Raw genomic sequence first — 15933 nt, forward strand, 5'->3', positions numbered from 1 at the left:
GATGGGGTTGTGGCATTTCTAGGTGATCCTGGGGGCCTGATGATGTCGTTGACCACTCTTGTTGCATTTGCAGGCGTGGCGCTGGTCATGGTGCTGACGCCGGGGCCGAATATGGCTTATCTGGTGTCGCGCTCGATTGCGCAGGGGCGGCTGGCTGGGCTGGTTTCGCTGATTGGCGTGGCGACCGGCTTCATTATTTACATGTTGCTGGCCGCGTTCGGCATTACGGCGCTGTTGCTGGCGGTGCCGCTGGCCTATGACGCGATCCGCATTGCGGGCGCGCTCTATCTGGCTTGGATGGCCTGGGGCGCGCTCAAGCCGGGTGGGCGGTCGGTGTTTCAGGTGCGCGATCTGCCGCCGGATTCCCCGCGCAAACTTTACCTGATGGGGCTGTTTACCAGCCTGCTCAATCCCAAGGTTGCCGCGCTCTATCTGTCGCTGCTGCCGCAATTCATCGACAAGGCGCATGGCGATGTGCTGGGCCAGACGCTGGCGCTGGGCGCCATCCAGATCTTGGTCAGCGTGTGCGGCAATATGATGTGGATTTTGCTGGCGGGTGTGGTGGCCAGCTTTTTCACGCAGCGGCCTTGGTGGGCGCGGGCGCAGCGCTGGCTGATGGGCACGGTATTGGGGCTGTTGGCGGTGCGGATGGCGGCGGATAGCAGCCGGTAGGTGCTTTGTTAGCTTGGAGCATGAGCGGGCGCAGTATCCCTCACCCTGACTGCTGAACGCAGAATTGTCGTCCCGCTCCCTCAAGGGGGCTCGCGGGTTTGGAGCTATTGTGCGGGGGCCTCGACAGGAGGCGCACCCGCCCCAGTCGCTGCGGCATTTGCTTCGCGCAATTGCTGGTAGGCATTGATGCCGCCCAACGATGTCGAGATGGCGATAACCACCAGCAGGGCGCCCAGCGCCAGCAGCATGATGCGGGCCGGTGTCAGTGCGAATGGGCTCAGTTTGGGTTCGTCCATCGGAAGACCTCAAAAATAAATCTGCTCAGAACCACCAAAGGAGCGGGCGGGCAGCGGCGTCTTAGCACTATAAGAGGCCCAAGGTTAAGGCTTGCGCGAGTGTTTGCCCCCGTGATGGGACTGTCTGCCGCACCACAGATCGATCATGCCGGTGCGCTGACGCGGGCGCTGGTCGTTCGCGCGCAGAATGGCGATGCCGCCGCATTCGGCGAGTTGATCGAGGATCATTATGACCTGATCTACCGCACGGCCTGGAAATGGTGCGGCAACCGCACCGATGCCGAGGATGTGGCGCAGGATGTTTGCGTCAAGCTGGGCGGGGCGATTGGCGGGTTTGACGGGCGCAGCGCCTTTTCGAGCTGGGTCTATCGCATCACGCTCAATGCGGTGCGCGACATGCAGCGGGCAGCCAGCCGGCGCGGCAAATATGCCGATGCCTATGCCGAGGTGAGCCCGGAAGATCACCCTGCCGACCAGGAAGAGGCAGCAACATCGCGTCAGCTCTGGGCGGCGGTGCGGGAATTGCCCGAAAAGCAACGCGACGCGGTGTTGCTGGTTTATGCGGAGGAATTGAGCCACGCGGCGGCGGCCGAAATCATGGGCATCAAGGAGGCCACGGTCTCCTTCCATGTGCATGAGGCACGCAAGACCCTGAGGGGGCTGCTATGAGCGACGATATGCACGATCCATTCACCGGTCTGAGCCAGACCAAGGCGCCTGCGGGCAATGCCGAGGCGAAAAAGCGCGCTTTGGCAGCCGCCATGGCGGCATTCGAAGCCGCGCAGACGGAAACTGCCAACAAATCTGCAGAGGCAGCCAAAGGAAACCGGAAAGGGAGCCGTCTTAATTTCATCATCACTACCCTGAAAGGGAACTGGATCATGGATATGCGTCTCCCCATCGGCACGGCGGCCATTGCATTGCTCGTGCTGCCGCTCGGCTACCAGCTTTACAGTAGCACCTCGATGACACCGAGCCAGGTGAACCAGACTACCAGCCAGCCGCCCATCTTGTTCGATCCGCCGCTAACCACCATGCCGGTCGATCCCACAACTTTGGGCGCAGCGCAGCCGGAGACCGAAGTTGCGCCGCCGCCGGCTCCAATCAGCCCGGCGCCCGTCGATGACATGCGGCTGCGCCAGCAGGCGGCCGAACCGCAATTTGGCGGAGAACTCACCGACAACATGTTCCTTGCGCCGCCACCAGCGCCCACCACGGTCATGCCGATGGGGGCAGTGGCGCGGGGAACGACGCCGGATTATGCCGTTGCGCCCCAGGCCGAAGCCAGCGGCGATCAATTCACCAGTTTTGAGGAACAGCGCCTCAAGGTTGCCGCAAGCGAGCCGGTCTCGACCTTCTCGGTCGATGTGGATACGGCCAGCTATTCCTATGTGCGGCGCTCGTTGGAAGAGGGCTATGTGCCCGAGCCAGACGCCGTGCGGATCGAGGAACTGCTGAACTATTTCCCCTATGATTATGCACCGGCGGAAAGCGCGACGACGCCCTTCAAGCCGACCATGGCGGTGTTTCCCACGCCCTGGAATCCCAAGACGCAGCTGCTCGAAATCGGCATCAAGGGCTATGTGCCCCCAGCCGGCGAGGACAAGCCGAGCAATCTGGTATTCCTGATCGATACGTCGGGGTCGATGGACGAGCCGGACAAGTTGCCGCTGCTGCAGCGGGCTTTCGGGCTCCTGGTCGATCAGCTTTCGGCCAATGATACGGTGTCGATCGTGACCTATGCCGGCTCGGCCGGGGTGGTGCTGGAGCCCACCAAGGCGACCGAAAAGGCCAAGATCCTGGCGGCGCTCGACCAGCTGTATGCCGGTGGCAGCACGGCGGGCGCCGAGGGGATCGAGCTGGCCTATAAGCTGGCTGAACAATCCAAGGTCAGCGGCGGCACCAATCGGGTGATCCTGGCTACCGATGGCGATTTCAATGTGGGGATTGATGACCCCGAAAAGCTGGAAGACTTTATCAAGGCCAAGCGCGATAGCGGCGTGACCCTGTCGGTGCTGGGTTTTGGCAAGGGTAATCTGGACGATGCGACCATGCAGGCGCTGGCCCAGAACGGCAATGGCAATGCCAGCTACATCTCCAATTTCCGCGAGGCCCAGAAGGTGCTGGTGGAAGAGGTGGGCTCGACCCTGAACATGATCGCCAAGGATGTGAAAATCCAGGTGGAGTTCAATCCGGCCGTAGTCAGCGAATACCGGCTGATCGGCTATGAGACGCGGGCGCTCAACCGCGAAGATTTCAATAATGACGCGGTCGACGCCGGCGACATTGGGGCCGGCCACACGGTGACCGCGCTCTATGAAATCACTCCGGTCGGTTCGGGCGCCGAATTGGTCGAGCCGCTGCGTTATGGCAACCAGCAACCGGCGGCCGGCGAGGCAGCGGGCGAAGAAATCGCCTTCCTCAAGATGCGCTACAAAATGCCCGATAGCGATGTCAGCCAGTTGATCGAGCAGGCGGTGACGCCCAGCGTGGTCTATGGCGATATCGGCGAAGCGAGCGACGATGCGCGGTTTGCTGCGGCCGTGGCGGCTTTCGGGCAGAAGCTCAAGGGTTCCGACTATGTCAGGGATATGAGCTGGGCCGATATTCAGGCACTGGCGCAATCGGGCAAGGGCGCGGATGAGAGCGGCTATCGCGCCGAGTTCATTCAGTTGCTGAAGACCGCCGCATTGCTCCAGCCTGATGCCAAGCCTGCGGCGGCTGCGGAGCCCGCAACGGACGACACTTGCACGTCGACTGTCGAGACCGACAGCGTTTGCTGATCGCCGGATAATTCTCCCTCGATTGGGCGGGCTGGGATAACCAGCCCGCCCAATGCGCTTCTAGACCAGCGGCTTGAGATTGGCCTCGATGCTGGCGCGGCGGGGTTCGAGGAAGGGCGGCAAGGCAAGAGACTCGCCCAGCGTTTCCATCGGCTCATCGGCAGCAAAGCCGGGTACATCGGTGGCGATCTCGAACAGAATGCCATTAGGCTCGCGGAAATAGAGCGAGGTGAAATAATAGCGTTCCACCTCCCCACTGGAGCGAATGCCGGCCTGGGTCACCCGGGCGATCCACTGGCGCAAACTATCCTGGTCAGGCGTGCGGAAGGCGACGTGATGCACTCCGCCTGCCCCGGGCCGGGCCGGCGCCAGGGTCGGATCGACCACGACATGCAGCTCGGCCGCAGGGCCGCCTTCGCCCATTTCGAACACATGGGTTTCCCCTGTCGTGCTGGTGGCCGGATAGGTACGGACCTTGCGCATATTCATCACCTGGGTCAGCACGGCTTCGGTACGATCAAGCTGCGGCACCGCCAGCGAGATGGGACCTAGCCCAATAATCTGCTTTTCGGCCGGAACCGGGCTTTTGTGCCAAGGCACGACCTTATTGGCCGCATCGATCACCATACGGAAACGCTGGCCTTCGAAATCCTCAAAATCCAGCGAGATGTGGCCGTTGCGCTCCTTGATGCCTGATGTGCCCACATTGTGGCTCTGCAAATGGTCTTTCCACCATTTGAGCGTGTCTTCGCTATCAACCCGCAGGCCAGTGCGGCTAACGGTATGATTGCCGCGCTTTTCCGGGCCGGTTTCGAAATCGAAAAAGGTCAGGTCCGCGCCGGGCGAAGCGACGCCGTCGCCATAGAACAGGTGATAGGCCGTAGTCTGGTCCTGATTGACCGTCTTCTTGATCAGCCGCATGCCCAGGGTCTGGGTGTAGAAGGCCAGATTCTTGCTGGCCTGGGCAGTGACAGCGGTCAGGTGGTGGATGCCTCCGAGCTGCAAAGTCATGGCTTTTATCTCCTTATGCGGCGAACCGCGCTAACATTGCCCAAGATGTAAGCGAGAGTTCCCTGCTTGTGCAGCGGTCCAATTTCGACAGGCTGTTGCCGATAATCGAACGATGGCCGGCGGATGTCGTCAAATTTGCAAGCTATCCAGATTGTCATGGGGGACGGCGGCGGAGGGCGCTTGACAGGCCGGGACGGCAAATCTAATACGTCGACAAGCTTTTCAAGCGTTGCCATCCGGGTCTTCTGCCGGGTAGCCCTTGGGGCGGAGTAGCTCAGTTGGTTAGAGCAGCGGAATCATAATCCGTGTGTCCCCAGTTCAAATCTGGGCTTCGCTACCATTCAAAACCCTCGGGAAACCGAGGGTTTTTTGTTTTCTGCAATCGGTATAGCAACGCTGCCCACAGGAGCCGTGGTGCAGAGAGTGATTTCTGATGAGAACGCAGTTGACCGAATGGCGCGGCAGGTTGCCAATGCCATGATCGCCTTGTCGTGAGGTTTGCCATGAGTTCCACCATGAATGCCCAGACGATCCGAACTGCCTTGGGTTTTGCCGCTGCCACGCTGCTGCTGGCCGGCTGTTCCAAGGCCGAGGCGCCCGTAGCGGCGGTCCCTGCCAAAAGCGTTCCCGTCATTGCTGCGGCGTCCAGCGAGACCATCACCCGGGCCTCGCTGACCGGCGAGGTCAAGGCGCAGGTGCAGCAGGATCTGGCCTTCCGCACCGCCGGGCGCGTGCTCGAAGTGCTGGTCGAAACCGGCGATCATGTCACCGCGGGGCAATCGCTGGCCCGGCTCGACGCTGCCGACCAGAAGGCGAGCCTCTCATTGGCCAATGCCTCGGTCGATGCGGCCCAGGCCCAACTTACTCAGGCGCAGCGCGATTTCGACCGTATCAACGCTCTGTTCACCGCCGGCAATGCCACCCGCGCCCAGTTCGAACAGGGCCAGACCGCGCTCGACAGCGCCAGGAGCTCATTGGCCGCCGCCCAATCGCAGCAGGCATCGGCCAATGAAGTGCTGACCTATGTCGATCTCAAAGCCAGTGCCGATGGCATTATCCTGTCGCGGACCATCGAGCCGGGGCAGGTGGTCGGCGGCGGCCAGACCGTGCTGACCCTGGCGCAGGATGGCCCGCGTGATGCGGTGTTCAATATATATGAAGCCGCGCTGACCGGAGTGCCCCATGATGTGCCGGTCGATCTGTCGCTGGTTGCCGATCCCTCCATCAAAGCCACCGGCACGGTGCGCGAAATCGCCCCCACGGTGAACACCGCAACCGGCACCGTCCGCGTCGAAGTCGGCTTTACCGATAGCGGCGGCACCATGCCACTCGGCGCATCAGTTGCCGCCAGCATCGCTCTGCCGCCCATTTCCGGTTTCGCTCTGCCCTGGGGCGCCCTGTTCCGCGACAGGAATGGCCCCGCCGTCTGGGTGGTCGATCCATCCGCGCAAACCGTCAGCCTCAAGCCGATCGTTGTCGACCGCTATCTGGCCGACAAGGTCATCGTCGCCTCGGGGCTGACAGCGGGCGATCTCGTCGTCACCGCCGGCACGCAGATGCTCTATCCCGGCCAGGTCGTTACCAGCGTGGAGGCCACGCCATGATGGCCTCGCTCCGCCTTGGGCTCTCCGCCACTCTGATCGCGCTACTGCTCACCGCCTGCGGCCAGGCGCCCGAAGCCCCGGTCGCCGAACCGCTGCGTCCGGTGCTCACCACCGACGTCACCCTTGCCACGAGCCAAACCATCGGCCCCTTTGTCGGCAGCGTCGAACCCCGCCATGAAACCACGCTCAGCTTCCAGTCGGCCGGCCGGGTGCTGACACGCGATGTCGGCCTGGGTGACAGCGTCACCAAGGGCCAGATATTGGCTACGCTCGACGCCAGCGTGCAGGCCTTCCAGGTCGAAACGGCCCAGGCCAATCTCGCCAGTGCCCGAGCCCAGTTCAACAATCTCTCCGCCGCCGAGGCGCGCGTCCGCCAATTGGTCTCGACCAACACCGCCGCGCAGGCCCAACTCGACGCCGCCACCACCGCCCGCCAGACCGCCCAGGCCCAGCTCGATCAGGCCCAGGCCAATGTGACCCGCGCGCAGGATCAGCTTGGCTACGCCCAAATCGTGGCCGATGCCGATGGCGTCGTGGTCTCGACCGGGGCTGAAGTCGGCCAGGTGGTCAGTGCCGGGCAGACCGTGCTGACAATGGCCCGCCCCGACCAGCGTGATGCCGTGTTCGACCTGCCCGAAAGCCTTGCGGCAACGCTGAAGGTTGGCGACGCCATTGCCGTCGCCACCACCGACGCCATCGGCGCGCAAACCAATGGCATTGTCCGCGAAATCGCCCCCAGCGCCTCGGCCACCGCCCGCCTGCGCCGCGTCCGGCTGACGCTCGACGCCCCCAGCGATGTTTTCCGCCTGGGCACGACGGTCGAGGCCGTTGTCACCCGCCAGCTCGATCAGCCTTTGGCGCAAATCCCGCTTACGGCCGTGCTGGGCGGTGGCGACGCCGCCAAGGTCTGGGTGCTCGACCCTGCCGCCGGCACGGTGGCGACCCGCCCGGTCACAATAGCATCCCGCACCGCCTCCACCGCCGCCATCAGCGCGGGTCTGGCCGAAGGCGACCGCGTCGTCACCGCCGGCATCAATAGCCTCAGCGAAGGCCAAAAGGTCCTCGTCAGTGAAGGAAACCCGGAATGAACTTCAACCTTTCCGAATGGGCGCTCGAACATAAGAGCTTCATCTGGTTCCTGATGGTCATCGCGGTTGTGGCCGGGGTGTTTTCCTATCAAAAGCTGGGCCGCGAGGAAGATCCGGCCTTTTCCATCAAGACCATGGTGGTGCAGGCCTATTGGCCCGGCGCCTCCATTGATGACACCAAAAGCCAGGTCACCGAACGCATCGAACGGGCGCTGGAAAGCCTCGACACGCTCGACTTCACCCGCTCCTATTCCACCGCCGGCCAGTCCACCGTCTTCGTCAACCTCAAGGAAACCCTGCGCGGCCAGGCCGTAAGCGATTCCTGGTATCAGGTGCGCAAGACCATCAATGATATCGCCGCCCAATTCCCCAGCGGGCTGGTTGGCCCCTTCTTCAACGACGAATTCGGCTCGGTTTACGGCAATATCTATGCCTTCACCGCCGATGGGCTGAGCTATCGCCAGCTGCGTGACTATGTCGAAACCGTCCGCAATGACGTGCTGGCCATTCCCGATATCGGCAAGGTCGAGCTGATCGGTACGCAGGACGAAGTCATTTCCATCGATTTCTCCACCCAGCAATTGGCGACCCTCGGCATCAGCGCCGATGATGTGATCGCCCAATTGCAGGCGCAGAACGCCGTCACCCCCTCGGGCACGATCCAGAGCGATGGCGAAAAAGTGCTGGTGCGGGTGGGCGGCCAGTTCACCTCCGAGGCCGATATCGCCAAGATCAATCTGCAGCAGGGCGATATTTTCTTCCGCCTGGCCGATGTCGCCACCATCAGCCGCGGCTATCAGGAGCCGCCCGATCCCCTGTTCCGCTACGACGGCAAAACTGCTCTGGGCCTCGCCATTTCCATGGCCCCGAGCGGGGATATCCTCAAATTCGGCGAAGCCCTCAAGGAGCGCATGGCTGAAATCGAAACCCGCCTGCCCATCGGCGTCGGTATCGACCAGGTCTCCGACCAACCCCATGTGGTCGAGGAGGCCGTTGGCGGCTTCACCAAATCCCTGTTCGAAGCCGTGGTCATCGTGCTCGTGGTGAGCTTCCTCAGCCTTGGGCTGCGGGCGGGGCTGGTCGTCGCCATCTCGATCCCCATCGTGCTCGCGCTGGTCTTTGTGTTCATGGAATTCATGGGCATTTCGCTGCAACGCGTCTCGCTGGGCGCGCTGATCATCGCCTTGGGCCTATTGGTCGATGACGCGATGATCACCGTTGAAATGATGGTGTCCCGCCTCGAAGCCGGGGACAGTTTGGGCAAGGCCGCGACCTTTGCCTATACGTCCACAGCTTTCCCCATGCTGACGGGCACCCTCGTCACCGTCGCCGGCTTCCTGCCCATCCTGCTCAATGCCTCGACGGCCGGGGAATATGTCCAGAGCCTGTTCTATGTGATCGCGGCCGCTTTGCTGATTTCATGGGTCGTCGCAGTCCTCTTCGCCCCGCTGATCGGGGTGGCACTCTTGCCTAAGGTCATGAAGGGCCATGCCGACAAAAAGCCCAGCCGCATTGCTGGCTGGTTCCGCCGCTCGCTGGCCGTGGCCATGCGGTTCCGCTGGGCCACCATTGCCTTCACCGTGGCGCTGTTTGCCGTCTCGCTATTCGGGCTGACCAAGGTGCAGCAGCAATTCTTCCCGCCTTCGGATCGCCCGGAAATCCTGGTCGATTTTACGCTGCCGCAAAATGCCACCATTCGCGAGACCGAGGCAGTGATGGACCGTTTCGAGGCGAGCCTAGTCGGTGATGCCGATATCGACCATTGGAGTTCCTATGTTGGGCAGGGTGCGGTGCGCTTCTATCTGCCCATGGATAGCCAACTGGCCAATTCCTTCTTTGGCCAGGTGGTCATCGTCTCCAAGGATCTGGAAGCCCGCGGCCGCGCGCGCGCCAAGATCGACGCGCTGCTCGCCACCCAGTTTACCGACGTAAACACCTTCGCCCAGTTCCTCGAACTGGGCCCACCGGTCGGCCGCCCCATCCAATATCGCCTCAGCGGCCCCGATGTGCAGACCGTGCGCGGTCTGGCGCTCGATCTGGCGGGCGTGGTCAGCGCCAGCCCGCATGTCCGCGACATCAGTTTTGATTGGAACGAGCCCGGCAAGTCGCTGCTGGTCGATGTCGATCAGGATAAGGCGCGCCGTCTGGGCGTGACCTCCGAGAGCGTCGCCCAGGTGCTCAATACCATCATCAATGGCACCACGATCACCCAGGTGCGCGACTCCATCTATCTGGTCGATGTTGTCGTCCGCGCCGAGGAAGATCAGCGCAATTCGATCGAGACCCTGCAAAACCTGCAAGTGCCCACGTCGAGCGGCGTGGCCGTGCCCTTGGGCGCCTTCGCGACCATTCAATATGGTCTAGAGCAACCCATTATCTGGCAGCGCGACCGCCTGCCGACCATCACCGTGCTTGGCTCGGTGGCGGGCGACCTGCTGCCCGCGGCGGTCAATAAGGAACTCGCCCCCACGATTGCCGCCTTTGCCGATAAGCTGCCCGCCGAATATCACGTGGTCACCGGCGGCGCGGCCGAATCCAGCGGCAAGTCCCAAACGGCACTGGTGGCCACCTTGCCCGCCATGCTGCTGGCCATCGCCTTCATCCTGATGGTGCAATTGCAGAGCGTGTCCAAACTGGTGCTGGTGGTCAGCGTTGCCCCGCTCGGCCTGATCGGCGTGGTCGCGGCGCTCTTGCCGACGGGAACGCCCCTGGGCTTTGTGGCGCTGCTGGGCGTGCTGGCGCTGGCCGGCATCATCATCCGCAATGCGGTGATCCTGATCGGCCAGATCAATGACAATCTGCGCGATGGCTATAATCAATGGGATGCCGTGCTCCACGCCACCGAACACCGCATGCGGCCCATCCTGTTGACGGCAGCGGCGGCCAGCCTGGGCATGATCCCCATTGCCAGCGAAGTGTTCTGGGGCCCCATGGCCTACGCCATGATCGGCGGCATTATCGCGGCAACCGCGCTGACGCTCTATTTCCTGCCCGCGCTTTACGTCGCCTGGTATCGCGTCAAGGCGCCGGAAAACAAGCCAGATGCTGAGCCTGCGGAGGCGCCGCCAGCAGTCTGAAATAGGCGATTGACATGACGGCGAAGCCGTCTCGCCGTCGGAACTGCGATTGCTAGGCCGGCAGGACCACCACCTTCGTATTGACCGGTGTCTTGTCGTAGAGATCGAGCATGTCCTGGGTGAGCAGGCCAACGCAGCCGCTGGAAACGCCTTTGCCGATCGTTTCGGGCATGATCGTGCTGTAGATGGTGTAAAGCGTGTAGGCGCCATTCTGGTAGAGATAAAGCGTGCGCGCGCCGAGCGGATTGTTCAGGCCCGGCGGCATGCCGCCGGCATAGGGGGCGGCCTCGGGCTGGCGCAGGATCATTTCCTTGGGCGGCGTCCAGATCGGCCATTCGGCCTTGCGGCCGATATAGGCGTCACCGCTCCACAAAAAACCCGCGCGACCGACATTGGCGCCATAGCGGGTGGCATAGCCGTCGCCTTCGATGCGGTAAACATAGTAGTGGCGGGGATCGATGATGATCGTGCCCACGGCCTCGGCTGAATCGTAACGCACTTTTCGGCGCAGGTACTTCGGATTGATCTTGCTGATATTTACTGCGGGAACGGGGAACCGTTCATTGGGAAGCGGCCCATAGACCCGCTCAGCCTCCGCCATACTCATGCCGCCTGACGTGGCGCAGCCAGCAAGTCCAAGCGAGCCGAGAGCGACGGCGGAGCCAAGCAGAAACGACCGGCGGTTCATCAGACTGGACCGAGTTACTGCCTCGATCGCGCCCCCGTCGACGACATCATCGCCTATGATCATAACCTAGAATCCCCACGGCCCTCCCGCCGGGCTGAGATTGATCCCACAGGGTTCAATTGGCAAGCGCGGCGTTCGATGCCGTAAGGCAATTCGCTACACTCAAGCCAAAGAACATCCCTCAGGCCTGCGGCCCGGCGAAACCGGCGCGTTCCCAAGCCGGTTTCCGGGGTATTTCGGGCAGGTGCGGCCGGGATCGAATTGCGGTCGGCGCCAGGCCGAGCGACATCAATCGCTTTTGTATCGTCACGGAAAATACCGGCCAGACCGCAAGCTTTTCCTGTTCGCTGAGATGCGCAAACTCCGCCTTGTGGGCTGCGCTACGGATTTGAACGTCAAAGATGCGAGGATCGACTTCCAGCCGCGAACGCGACAGGGCCAGCAGGAGGGCGGCTGCTCGGCCAGGCGATAGCTGCACGTTTCGGTCAAAATAAACAGCGACCTCTTGCAGGGCCGGATCATCGGTGCGCGCGAGAAGGTTGCGCAGCACCTCGCGGCAGGTGCGGTGTGTCAGGCGTACGGCAAGCCCGCTGAGATGGTCGCGCCACTGCTGGACACTGAGGGCACGGCTGTCCTGTTCCATCCGGAGCGGCGCTCGTTCAATACAGGTCTGGCAAATATGGCAGCTGCCGTCGACCTTGGCATGACGCACCTCAAAGCTAAGGCGCTGGTCTTGTTTGTCACACCAGGCGCAGTCGCCGTCGAACCTGCTGTGGTCGTGCACGTCGCCGGTGAACACCCACTGCTCAGCATCGCTGGGTCGGTGACGTTGCTGGTTGCCAATGTGATGCATTCAAAGTCCTTGGGTCCGCTGCAGAGTGCGGGCAGGTTACGCGATAGCGGGTGAGAGGGGCGTGATGTGCATTGTCAGCGTCCTGTAAGGAGCCGCGTTGGCCGCTTGCTGACAAACAGCTGACGGGCGCCCTCAGCGGCATCCCATGTGCCATGCCGTAAGCTGGTCACTGCGGCCGGTTCGCGGTCGCCATCACCTTTACGGAGCCAGCAATGAAAACCTCATCGAACAAGTCCATGCTTTTGGGCCTTGGCCTCGCACTCCTCGCGGGCGGGGCAATTGCGCATGCGGATGAAACTGCGTCCGGAAAGAGCTACGTGCTCAAGGATGGTACGGTTCACGACACGCCGGGCGAGATGTTTCAGCATCTGCGCACGCGCGATAATGGCCTGGCGGCCGGCAACCCCAAGGACATCGTGAATGCCTATCCGGATGAGTTCGAAAATGTGGGTGACCTGATCCAGCAGAAGCGTGAAGCCGAATAGCTGAACCCACCAATAGGCGCCGACAGGCAGTCATGACCACTGAAAGGCGAGTGCCATCGGGCGCTCGCCTTTTGCAGTATTGGAGGCAATGTCAGCGCTTTGTAAGCTCGGCTGCGCTATAGATACTGGATGAAAATCAAGGTTCTCACCGCCACATTTTTAATGATGCTTGCCATCACGGCGCCAGTGCTTGCTCAAGGCCAGGGAAATGGCAATGGTAATGGTAATTCCGGCCAGTCGGAGGGCGGCAATAACGGGAATGGCAATGGCAATGGCAACAACGGCAATGGCAATGGCAATGGTGGGAACGGCAATGGCGGCAATAACGGCCCGGCGGATACGCCCGGCGGGAACCGCAGTCGCGAAGATGGCGACTCCGATGCAAATCCCGGAAAAGGCAATAATGGCGCCAACCACGACAATGGTGCGAACGGCCCCCGTTCAAAGGATTCCTCGCCGCCGGCCGAACCGGTTATAATACCGGAAGACGAACTGTTGCCGATGGTCGAAGCGGGCGAGGCAGTCTCGCTGGTGTCGCTGCTGCCGGACATAAAGACCCGGACCGGTGGCCAGATCATCGATGCGCAACTGGTTCGCGCTGAACGCTCGTTGGTCTATGTCGTCAAGGTGTTGACGCCGGCGGGGCGAGTGGGGACTGAATATTACAATGCCCGCTCCGGCTCACATATCGAGGTGCCATGACGCGGATTCTCGTTATTGAGGATGATGACCGGATTGCGGAGACATTGTCCGCCGGTCTTGGTCGTTCCGGCTTTCTGGTGGAGCGCGAAAGCGATGGCGAGGCGGGCTGGTATCGCGGCGATACCGAAGAATTCGACGCCATCGTGCTGGATCTCGGCCTGCCCCAGATCGATGGCCTGACGGTTCTCAAGCGCTGGCGCCAAGCCGGCCGCATGACACCGATATTGATCCTGACGGCCCGGGTGCAATGGGAAGAGCGCGTGGAAGGCATCGAAGCCGGGGCCGATGACTATGTGATCAAGCCCTTCCATGTCATGGAGATCGCCGCCCGCCTGCGGGCCCTGGTACGGCGCGTCAACGGCCACGCGACATCGGTGATTTCCTTTGGCTCTTACCAGCTCAACCTGCGCACCTTGTCGGTCACCAGCGATGGTCTGCCGATCGATCTGTCGCCGCAGGAATTCAAGTTGGTGTCCTACCTCGTGCAGAACCGCGGACGTGTCCTGTCGCAGTTGCAGATTACCGAGCACATCTACAACCAGGATTTCGAGCGCGATTCCAACGTCGTCGAAGTGCTGGTCGCCAGGGTCCGCAAGCGCCTGGCCGCCGACGTGATCAAGACGCGACGGGGCTTCGGCTATACGCTTGGTGACGGATATTGAGTGTTTATTCCCTGCGACTGCGGCTGATGTCGCTGGCCGTGGTTTGGGTCATTATCTCGCTCGTCGCGGCCGCGCTAGTGCTGCAATACCTGTTCACGATCAATGTCGAGCGCAGCGCCCGGGAAGAAATGACGGCGACTATTGCCAGGCTGGCTGCCCTGATCGTCCCGGAGGCAAATCCGCCTGCCATTCGTTCGCCTTTGGCGGATCCACGCTACGACACACCCTTTGGCGGTCGCTATTGGCAGATCGAGGCGATCGATACCCAAACCGTCACGCGTTCGCGCTCGATGTGGGATGAGGGTATCGATGTTCCGGACAGTTACGAAGGCGTGTTCCACCATTCCATGCCGAACGATCGCCATTTGATCCTGCTGACGCGTCGATTGCAGGTCGATGGCCCCGCGGGCCCCCGCACCTATCTGGTCACGGTCGGACAGGATCACGACCCCATCTATCGAGCGACGCAGGCCTTTGCCCGCGACACCACCCGCTTGCTGATATTGCTGGGTGGAGCGATCCTGGCCGCCGCCTATTTGCTGCTACTGCTTGGGCTGGGCCCGATTTCGCGCATGCGCCAGTCCATCGAGGCCGTTCATCGCGGCGATGCTCCGCGCCTCGAAGGTCGATTTCCCAGCGAAATCGAGCCTCTGGTGGATGAACTCAACCGCCTGCTGGCAGTGCGGGCGGTGATGACCGACCGGGCGCGGGCGCGGGCTGCCGATCTTGCCCATGGCCTCAAGACACCGCTGGCTGCCTTGCACGGCATCGCCGATCGGCTGCGGGAGAGCGGCAATACACATGAAGCAGATTTGCTGCAGGACCTGTCCTACGAAATGTCCGAGCGCGTCGATTACCAGCTCAAACTGTCGGTACTCCGCCCGCGGACGGGCACCGACAATGCCAGCTCGTCCCTGAACACCGCAGTGCTGCGCACCTTAGCGGTTCTTAAAAAGACCGGTCGCGGCGAAACCTTGCATTGGGTTGCTGAATTGGGGACCGATTACCTTGTCGATATCCACCGGCAGGACCTGATGGAACTGGTCGGCGTGCTCATGGAAAATGCCGCCAAATGGGCATCGAGCCGCGTCGTGGTTCAAAGCCGGCTCGCCGACAACCGCGCAATTCTGGACATAAGCGATGACGGGCCGGGAATTGCCGATCACCATTCCGCCCGCCTGGGCGAGCGTGGCCACCGGCTTGACGAAAGCCTGCCGGGCACTGGGCTGGGCCTGGCCATCGCCCGGGAAATCCTCGCGCTCAATAATGGGGACGTAAGCTTCACACGAGCCGATATCGGCGGCCTCAGCGTCAGCGTCAGCCTGCCCCTGGCGCGCTAATCCGGCAAATGGCAGTTTGGATCACGAAGGGTCGAAAGTATTTTGAAATACATTCCTTTGGGATGACAGGTTGTATTCTGAAATTTTGCTTACATCCATTGTAATCATTATGTAATTTATCTTTAAAATACTTTAATTTGCGGAACCTGCCGCCAGAACTTTCATTCTCCTTGCTGCCCTTTGCAGTTCATGAGGAGAACGAAAATGAAGAACCTGCTTCTTGCATCAGTGGCCATAATTGCGCTTGGCGCTGGCCCGACCCTTGCTCAGGATACTAATGATAACGCCGATACCGGTGCGGCTGTTGGCGGAGTTGCCGGCGGCACGACCGGCGCGGTTGTTGGGGGCCTGGTCTTTGGCCCGCTTGGGGCGGCAATTGGCGGCTTTACCGGTGCCGCCCTTGGCGCCTCGGCCGGCGTGCAGGAATCGTCAGTGGAATATGCCCGACTCAACCCCACCGAGCCTGTGGTGATTGAAGGCGACATCGATGTGGGCTTTGCCGTGCCTGACACGGTCGAAGTCCATGTCATCGAGAACGATCCGGCCTACGGCTATTTCTACACCCAGGACCGGCTCTATTTCGTCGATCTGAGCAACCGCACTGTCGTCTACTCGCCCGGTACCGTTGTTGCCGTCGAGGCCGATTGAGCCGTTTCGCATTGGGCTGCCCAC

At 61.8% G+C, this 15933-nt stretch carries 15 protein-coding genes and 1 tRNA gene; 12 read left to right on the forward strand and 4 right to left on the reverse strand.

Annotation, left to right across the window (positions count from 1 at the left end; genetic code table 11):
• The first annotated feature begins 39 nt into the window (after nucleotides 1-39).
• Nucleotides 40-672 (forward strand): LysE family translocator, encoded by a 633-nt coding sequence (locus N8A98_RS13350; RefSeq protein WP_262166011.1) that lies wholly within the window; start codon nucleotides 40-42, stop codon nucleotides 670-672.
• A gap of 104 nt (nucleotides 673-776) precedes the next feature.
• Here N8A98_RS13350 and N8A98_RS13355 read toward each other — a convergent pair whose 3' ends face one another.
• Nucleotides 777-968, reverse strand: coding sequence for a hypothetical protein (locus tag N8A98_RS13355; RefSeq protein ID WP_262166012.1), 192 nt, complete (start codon nucleotides 966-968; stop codon nucleotides 777-779).
• A gap of 156 nt (nucleotides 969-1124) precedes the next feature.
• On the opposite strand from N8A98_RS13355, the gene N8A98_RS13360 reads away from it, so the two are divergent.
• Both N8A98_RS13360 and N8A98_RS13365 read left to right on the forward strand, forming a co-directional pair.
• A complete protein-coding gene (locus tag N8A98_RS13360; protein WP_262171978.1) occupies nucleotides 1125-1637 on the forward strand; it encodes an RNA polymerase sigma factor in 513 nt (170 codons plus the stop codon).
• Nucleotides 1634-3751: a vWA domain-containing protein gene (locus tag N8A98_RS13365; protein ID WP_262166013.1), complete on the forward strand. Its 2118-nt coding sequence runs from the start codon at nucleotides 1634-1636 to the stop codon at nucleotides 3749-3751. The genes N8A98_RS13360 and N8A98_RS13365 overlap by 4 nt, the downstream gene beginning before the upstream one ends.
• A gap of 60 nt (nucleotides 3752-3811) precedes the next feature.
• Here N8A98_RS13365 and N8A98_RS13370 read toward each other — a convergent pair whose 3' ends face one another.
• Nucleotides 3812-4762 carry a ring-cleaving dioxygenase gene (locus tag N8A98_RS13370; RefSeq protein WP_262166014.1) on the reverse strand — a complete coding sequence of 317 codons (951 nt, stop codon included), beginning with the start codon at nucleotides 4760-4762 and terminating at the stop codon, nucleotides 3812-3814.
• Between the two features lie 263 nt (nucleotides 4763-5025).
• Between N8A98_RS13370 and N8A98_RS13375 the strand changes: the two genes are divergently transcribed.
• The 4 genes from N8A98_RS13375 to N8A98_RS13390 all read left to right on the forward strand — a co-directional run bounded on the left by N8A98_RS13375 (nucleotide 5026) and on the right by N8A98_RS13390 (nucleotide 10531).
• Nucleotides 5026-5102 (forward strand) — tRNA-Met (locus tag N8A98_RS13375).
• A 163-nt stretch (nucleotides 5103-5265) separates the two neighbouring features.
• The gene (locus tag N8A98_RS13380; protein ID WP_262166015.1) at nucleotides 5266-6366 is read left to right on the forward strand and encodes an efflux RND transporter periplasmic adaptor subunit; all 1101 of its coding nucleotides are present in this window, start codon (nucleotides 5266-5268) and stop codon (nucleotides 6364-6366) included.
• Nucleotides 6363-7454: an efflux RND transporter periplasmic adaptor subunit gene (locus N8A98_RS13385; RefSeq protein WP_262166016.1), complete on the forward strand. Its 1092-nt coding sequence runs from the start codon at nucleotides 6363-6365 to the stop codon at nucleotides 7452-7454. The genes N8A98_RS13380 and N8A98_RS13385 overlap by 4 nt, the downstream gene beginning before the upstream one ends.
• Nucleotides 7451-10531 carry an efflux RND transporter permease subunit gene (locus N8A98_RS13390; RefSeq protein WP_262166018.1) on the forward strand — a complete coding sequence of 1027 codons (3081 nt, stop codon included), beginning with the start codon at nucleotides 7451-7453 and terminating at the stop codon, nucleotides 10529-10531. Before N8A98_RS13385 ends, N8A98_RS13390 begins: the two co-directional genes overlap by 4 nt.
• Nucleotides 10532-10583: 52 nt before the next feature.
• Here the strand turns inward: N8A98_RS13390 and N8A98_RS13395 are convergent, their stop codons facing one another.
• A complete protein-coding gene (locus N8A98_RS13395) occupies nucleotides 10584-11282 on the reverse strand; it encodes a L,D-transpeptidase family protein (RefSeq protein ID WP_262166019.1) in 699 nt (232 codons plus the stop codon).
• A 118-nt stretch (nucleotides 11283-11400) separates the two neighbouring features.
• Nucleotides 11401-12072 carry a hypothetical protein gene (locus tag N8A98_RS13400; RefSeq protein WP_262166021.1) on the reverse strand — a complete coding sequence of 224 codons (672 nt, stop codon included), beginning with the start codon at nucleotides 12070-12072 and terminating at the stop codon, nucleotides 11401-11403.
• Between the two features lie 212 nt (nucleotides 12073-12284).
• On the opposite strand from N8A98_RS13400, the gene N8A98_RS13405 reads away from it, so the two are divergent.
• The 5 genes from N8A98_RS13405 to N8A98_RS13425 all read left to right on the forward strand — a co-directional run bounded on the left by N8A98_RS13405 (nucleotide 12285) and on the right by N8A98_RS13425 (nucleotide 15909).
• Nucleotides 12285-12557: a hypothetical protein gene (locus tag N8A98_RS13405; protein ID WP_262166022.1), complete on the forward strand. Its 273-nt coding sequence runs from the start codon at nucleotides 12285-12287 to the stop codon at nucleotides 12555-12557.
• A 129-nt stretch (nucleotides 12558-12686) separates the two neighbouring features.
• Nucleotides 12687-13259, forward strand: coding sequence for a PepSY domain-containing protein (locus N8A98_RS13410; RefSeq protein ID WP_262166024.1), 573 nt, complete (start codon nucleotides 12687-12689; stop codon nucleotides 13257-13259).
• A complete protein-coding gene (locus N8A98_RS13415; protein WP_262166025.1) occupies nucleotides 13256-13921 on the forward strand; it encodes a response regulator transcription factor in 666 nt (221 codons plus the stop codon). Before N8A98_RS13410 ends, N8A98_RS13415 begins: the two co-directional genes overlap by 4 nt.
• Entirely contained in the window at nucleotides 13918-15261 is a 1344-nt protein-coding gene (locus N8A98_RS13420; protein WP_262166027.1) for a sensor histidine kinase, read from the forward strand. The genes N8A98_RS13415 and N8A98_RS13420 overlap by 4 nt, the downstream gene beginning before the upstream one ends.
• Nucleotides 15262-15465: 204 nt before the next feature.
• Nucleotides 15466-15909, forward strand: a complete 444-nt coding sequence (locus tag N8A98_RS13425; RefSeq protein WP_262166029.1) for a DUF1236 domain-containing protein — start codon at nucleotides 15466-15468, stop codon at nucleotides 15907-15909.
• Nucleotides 15910-15933: the final 24 nt, after the last annotated feature.

Source organism: Devosia neptuniae (assembly GCF_025452235.1).
GTDB lineage: Bacteria > Pseudomonadota > Alphaproteobacteria > Rhizobiales > Devosiaceae > Devosia.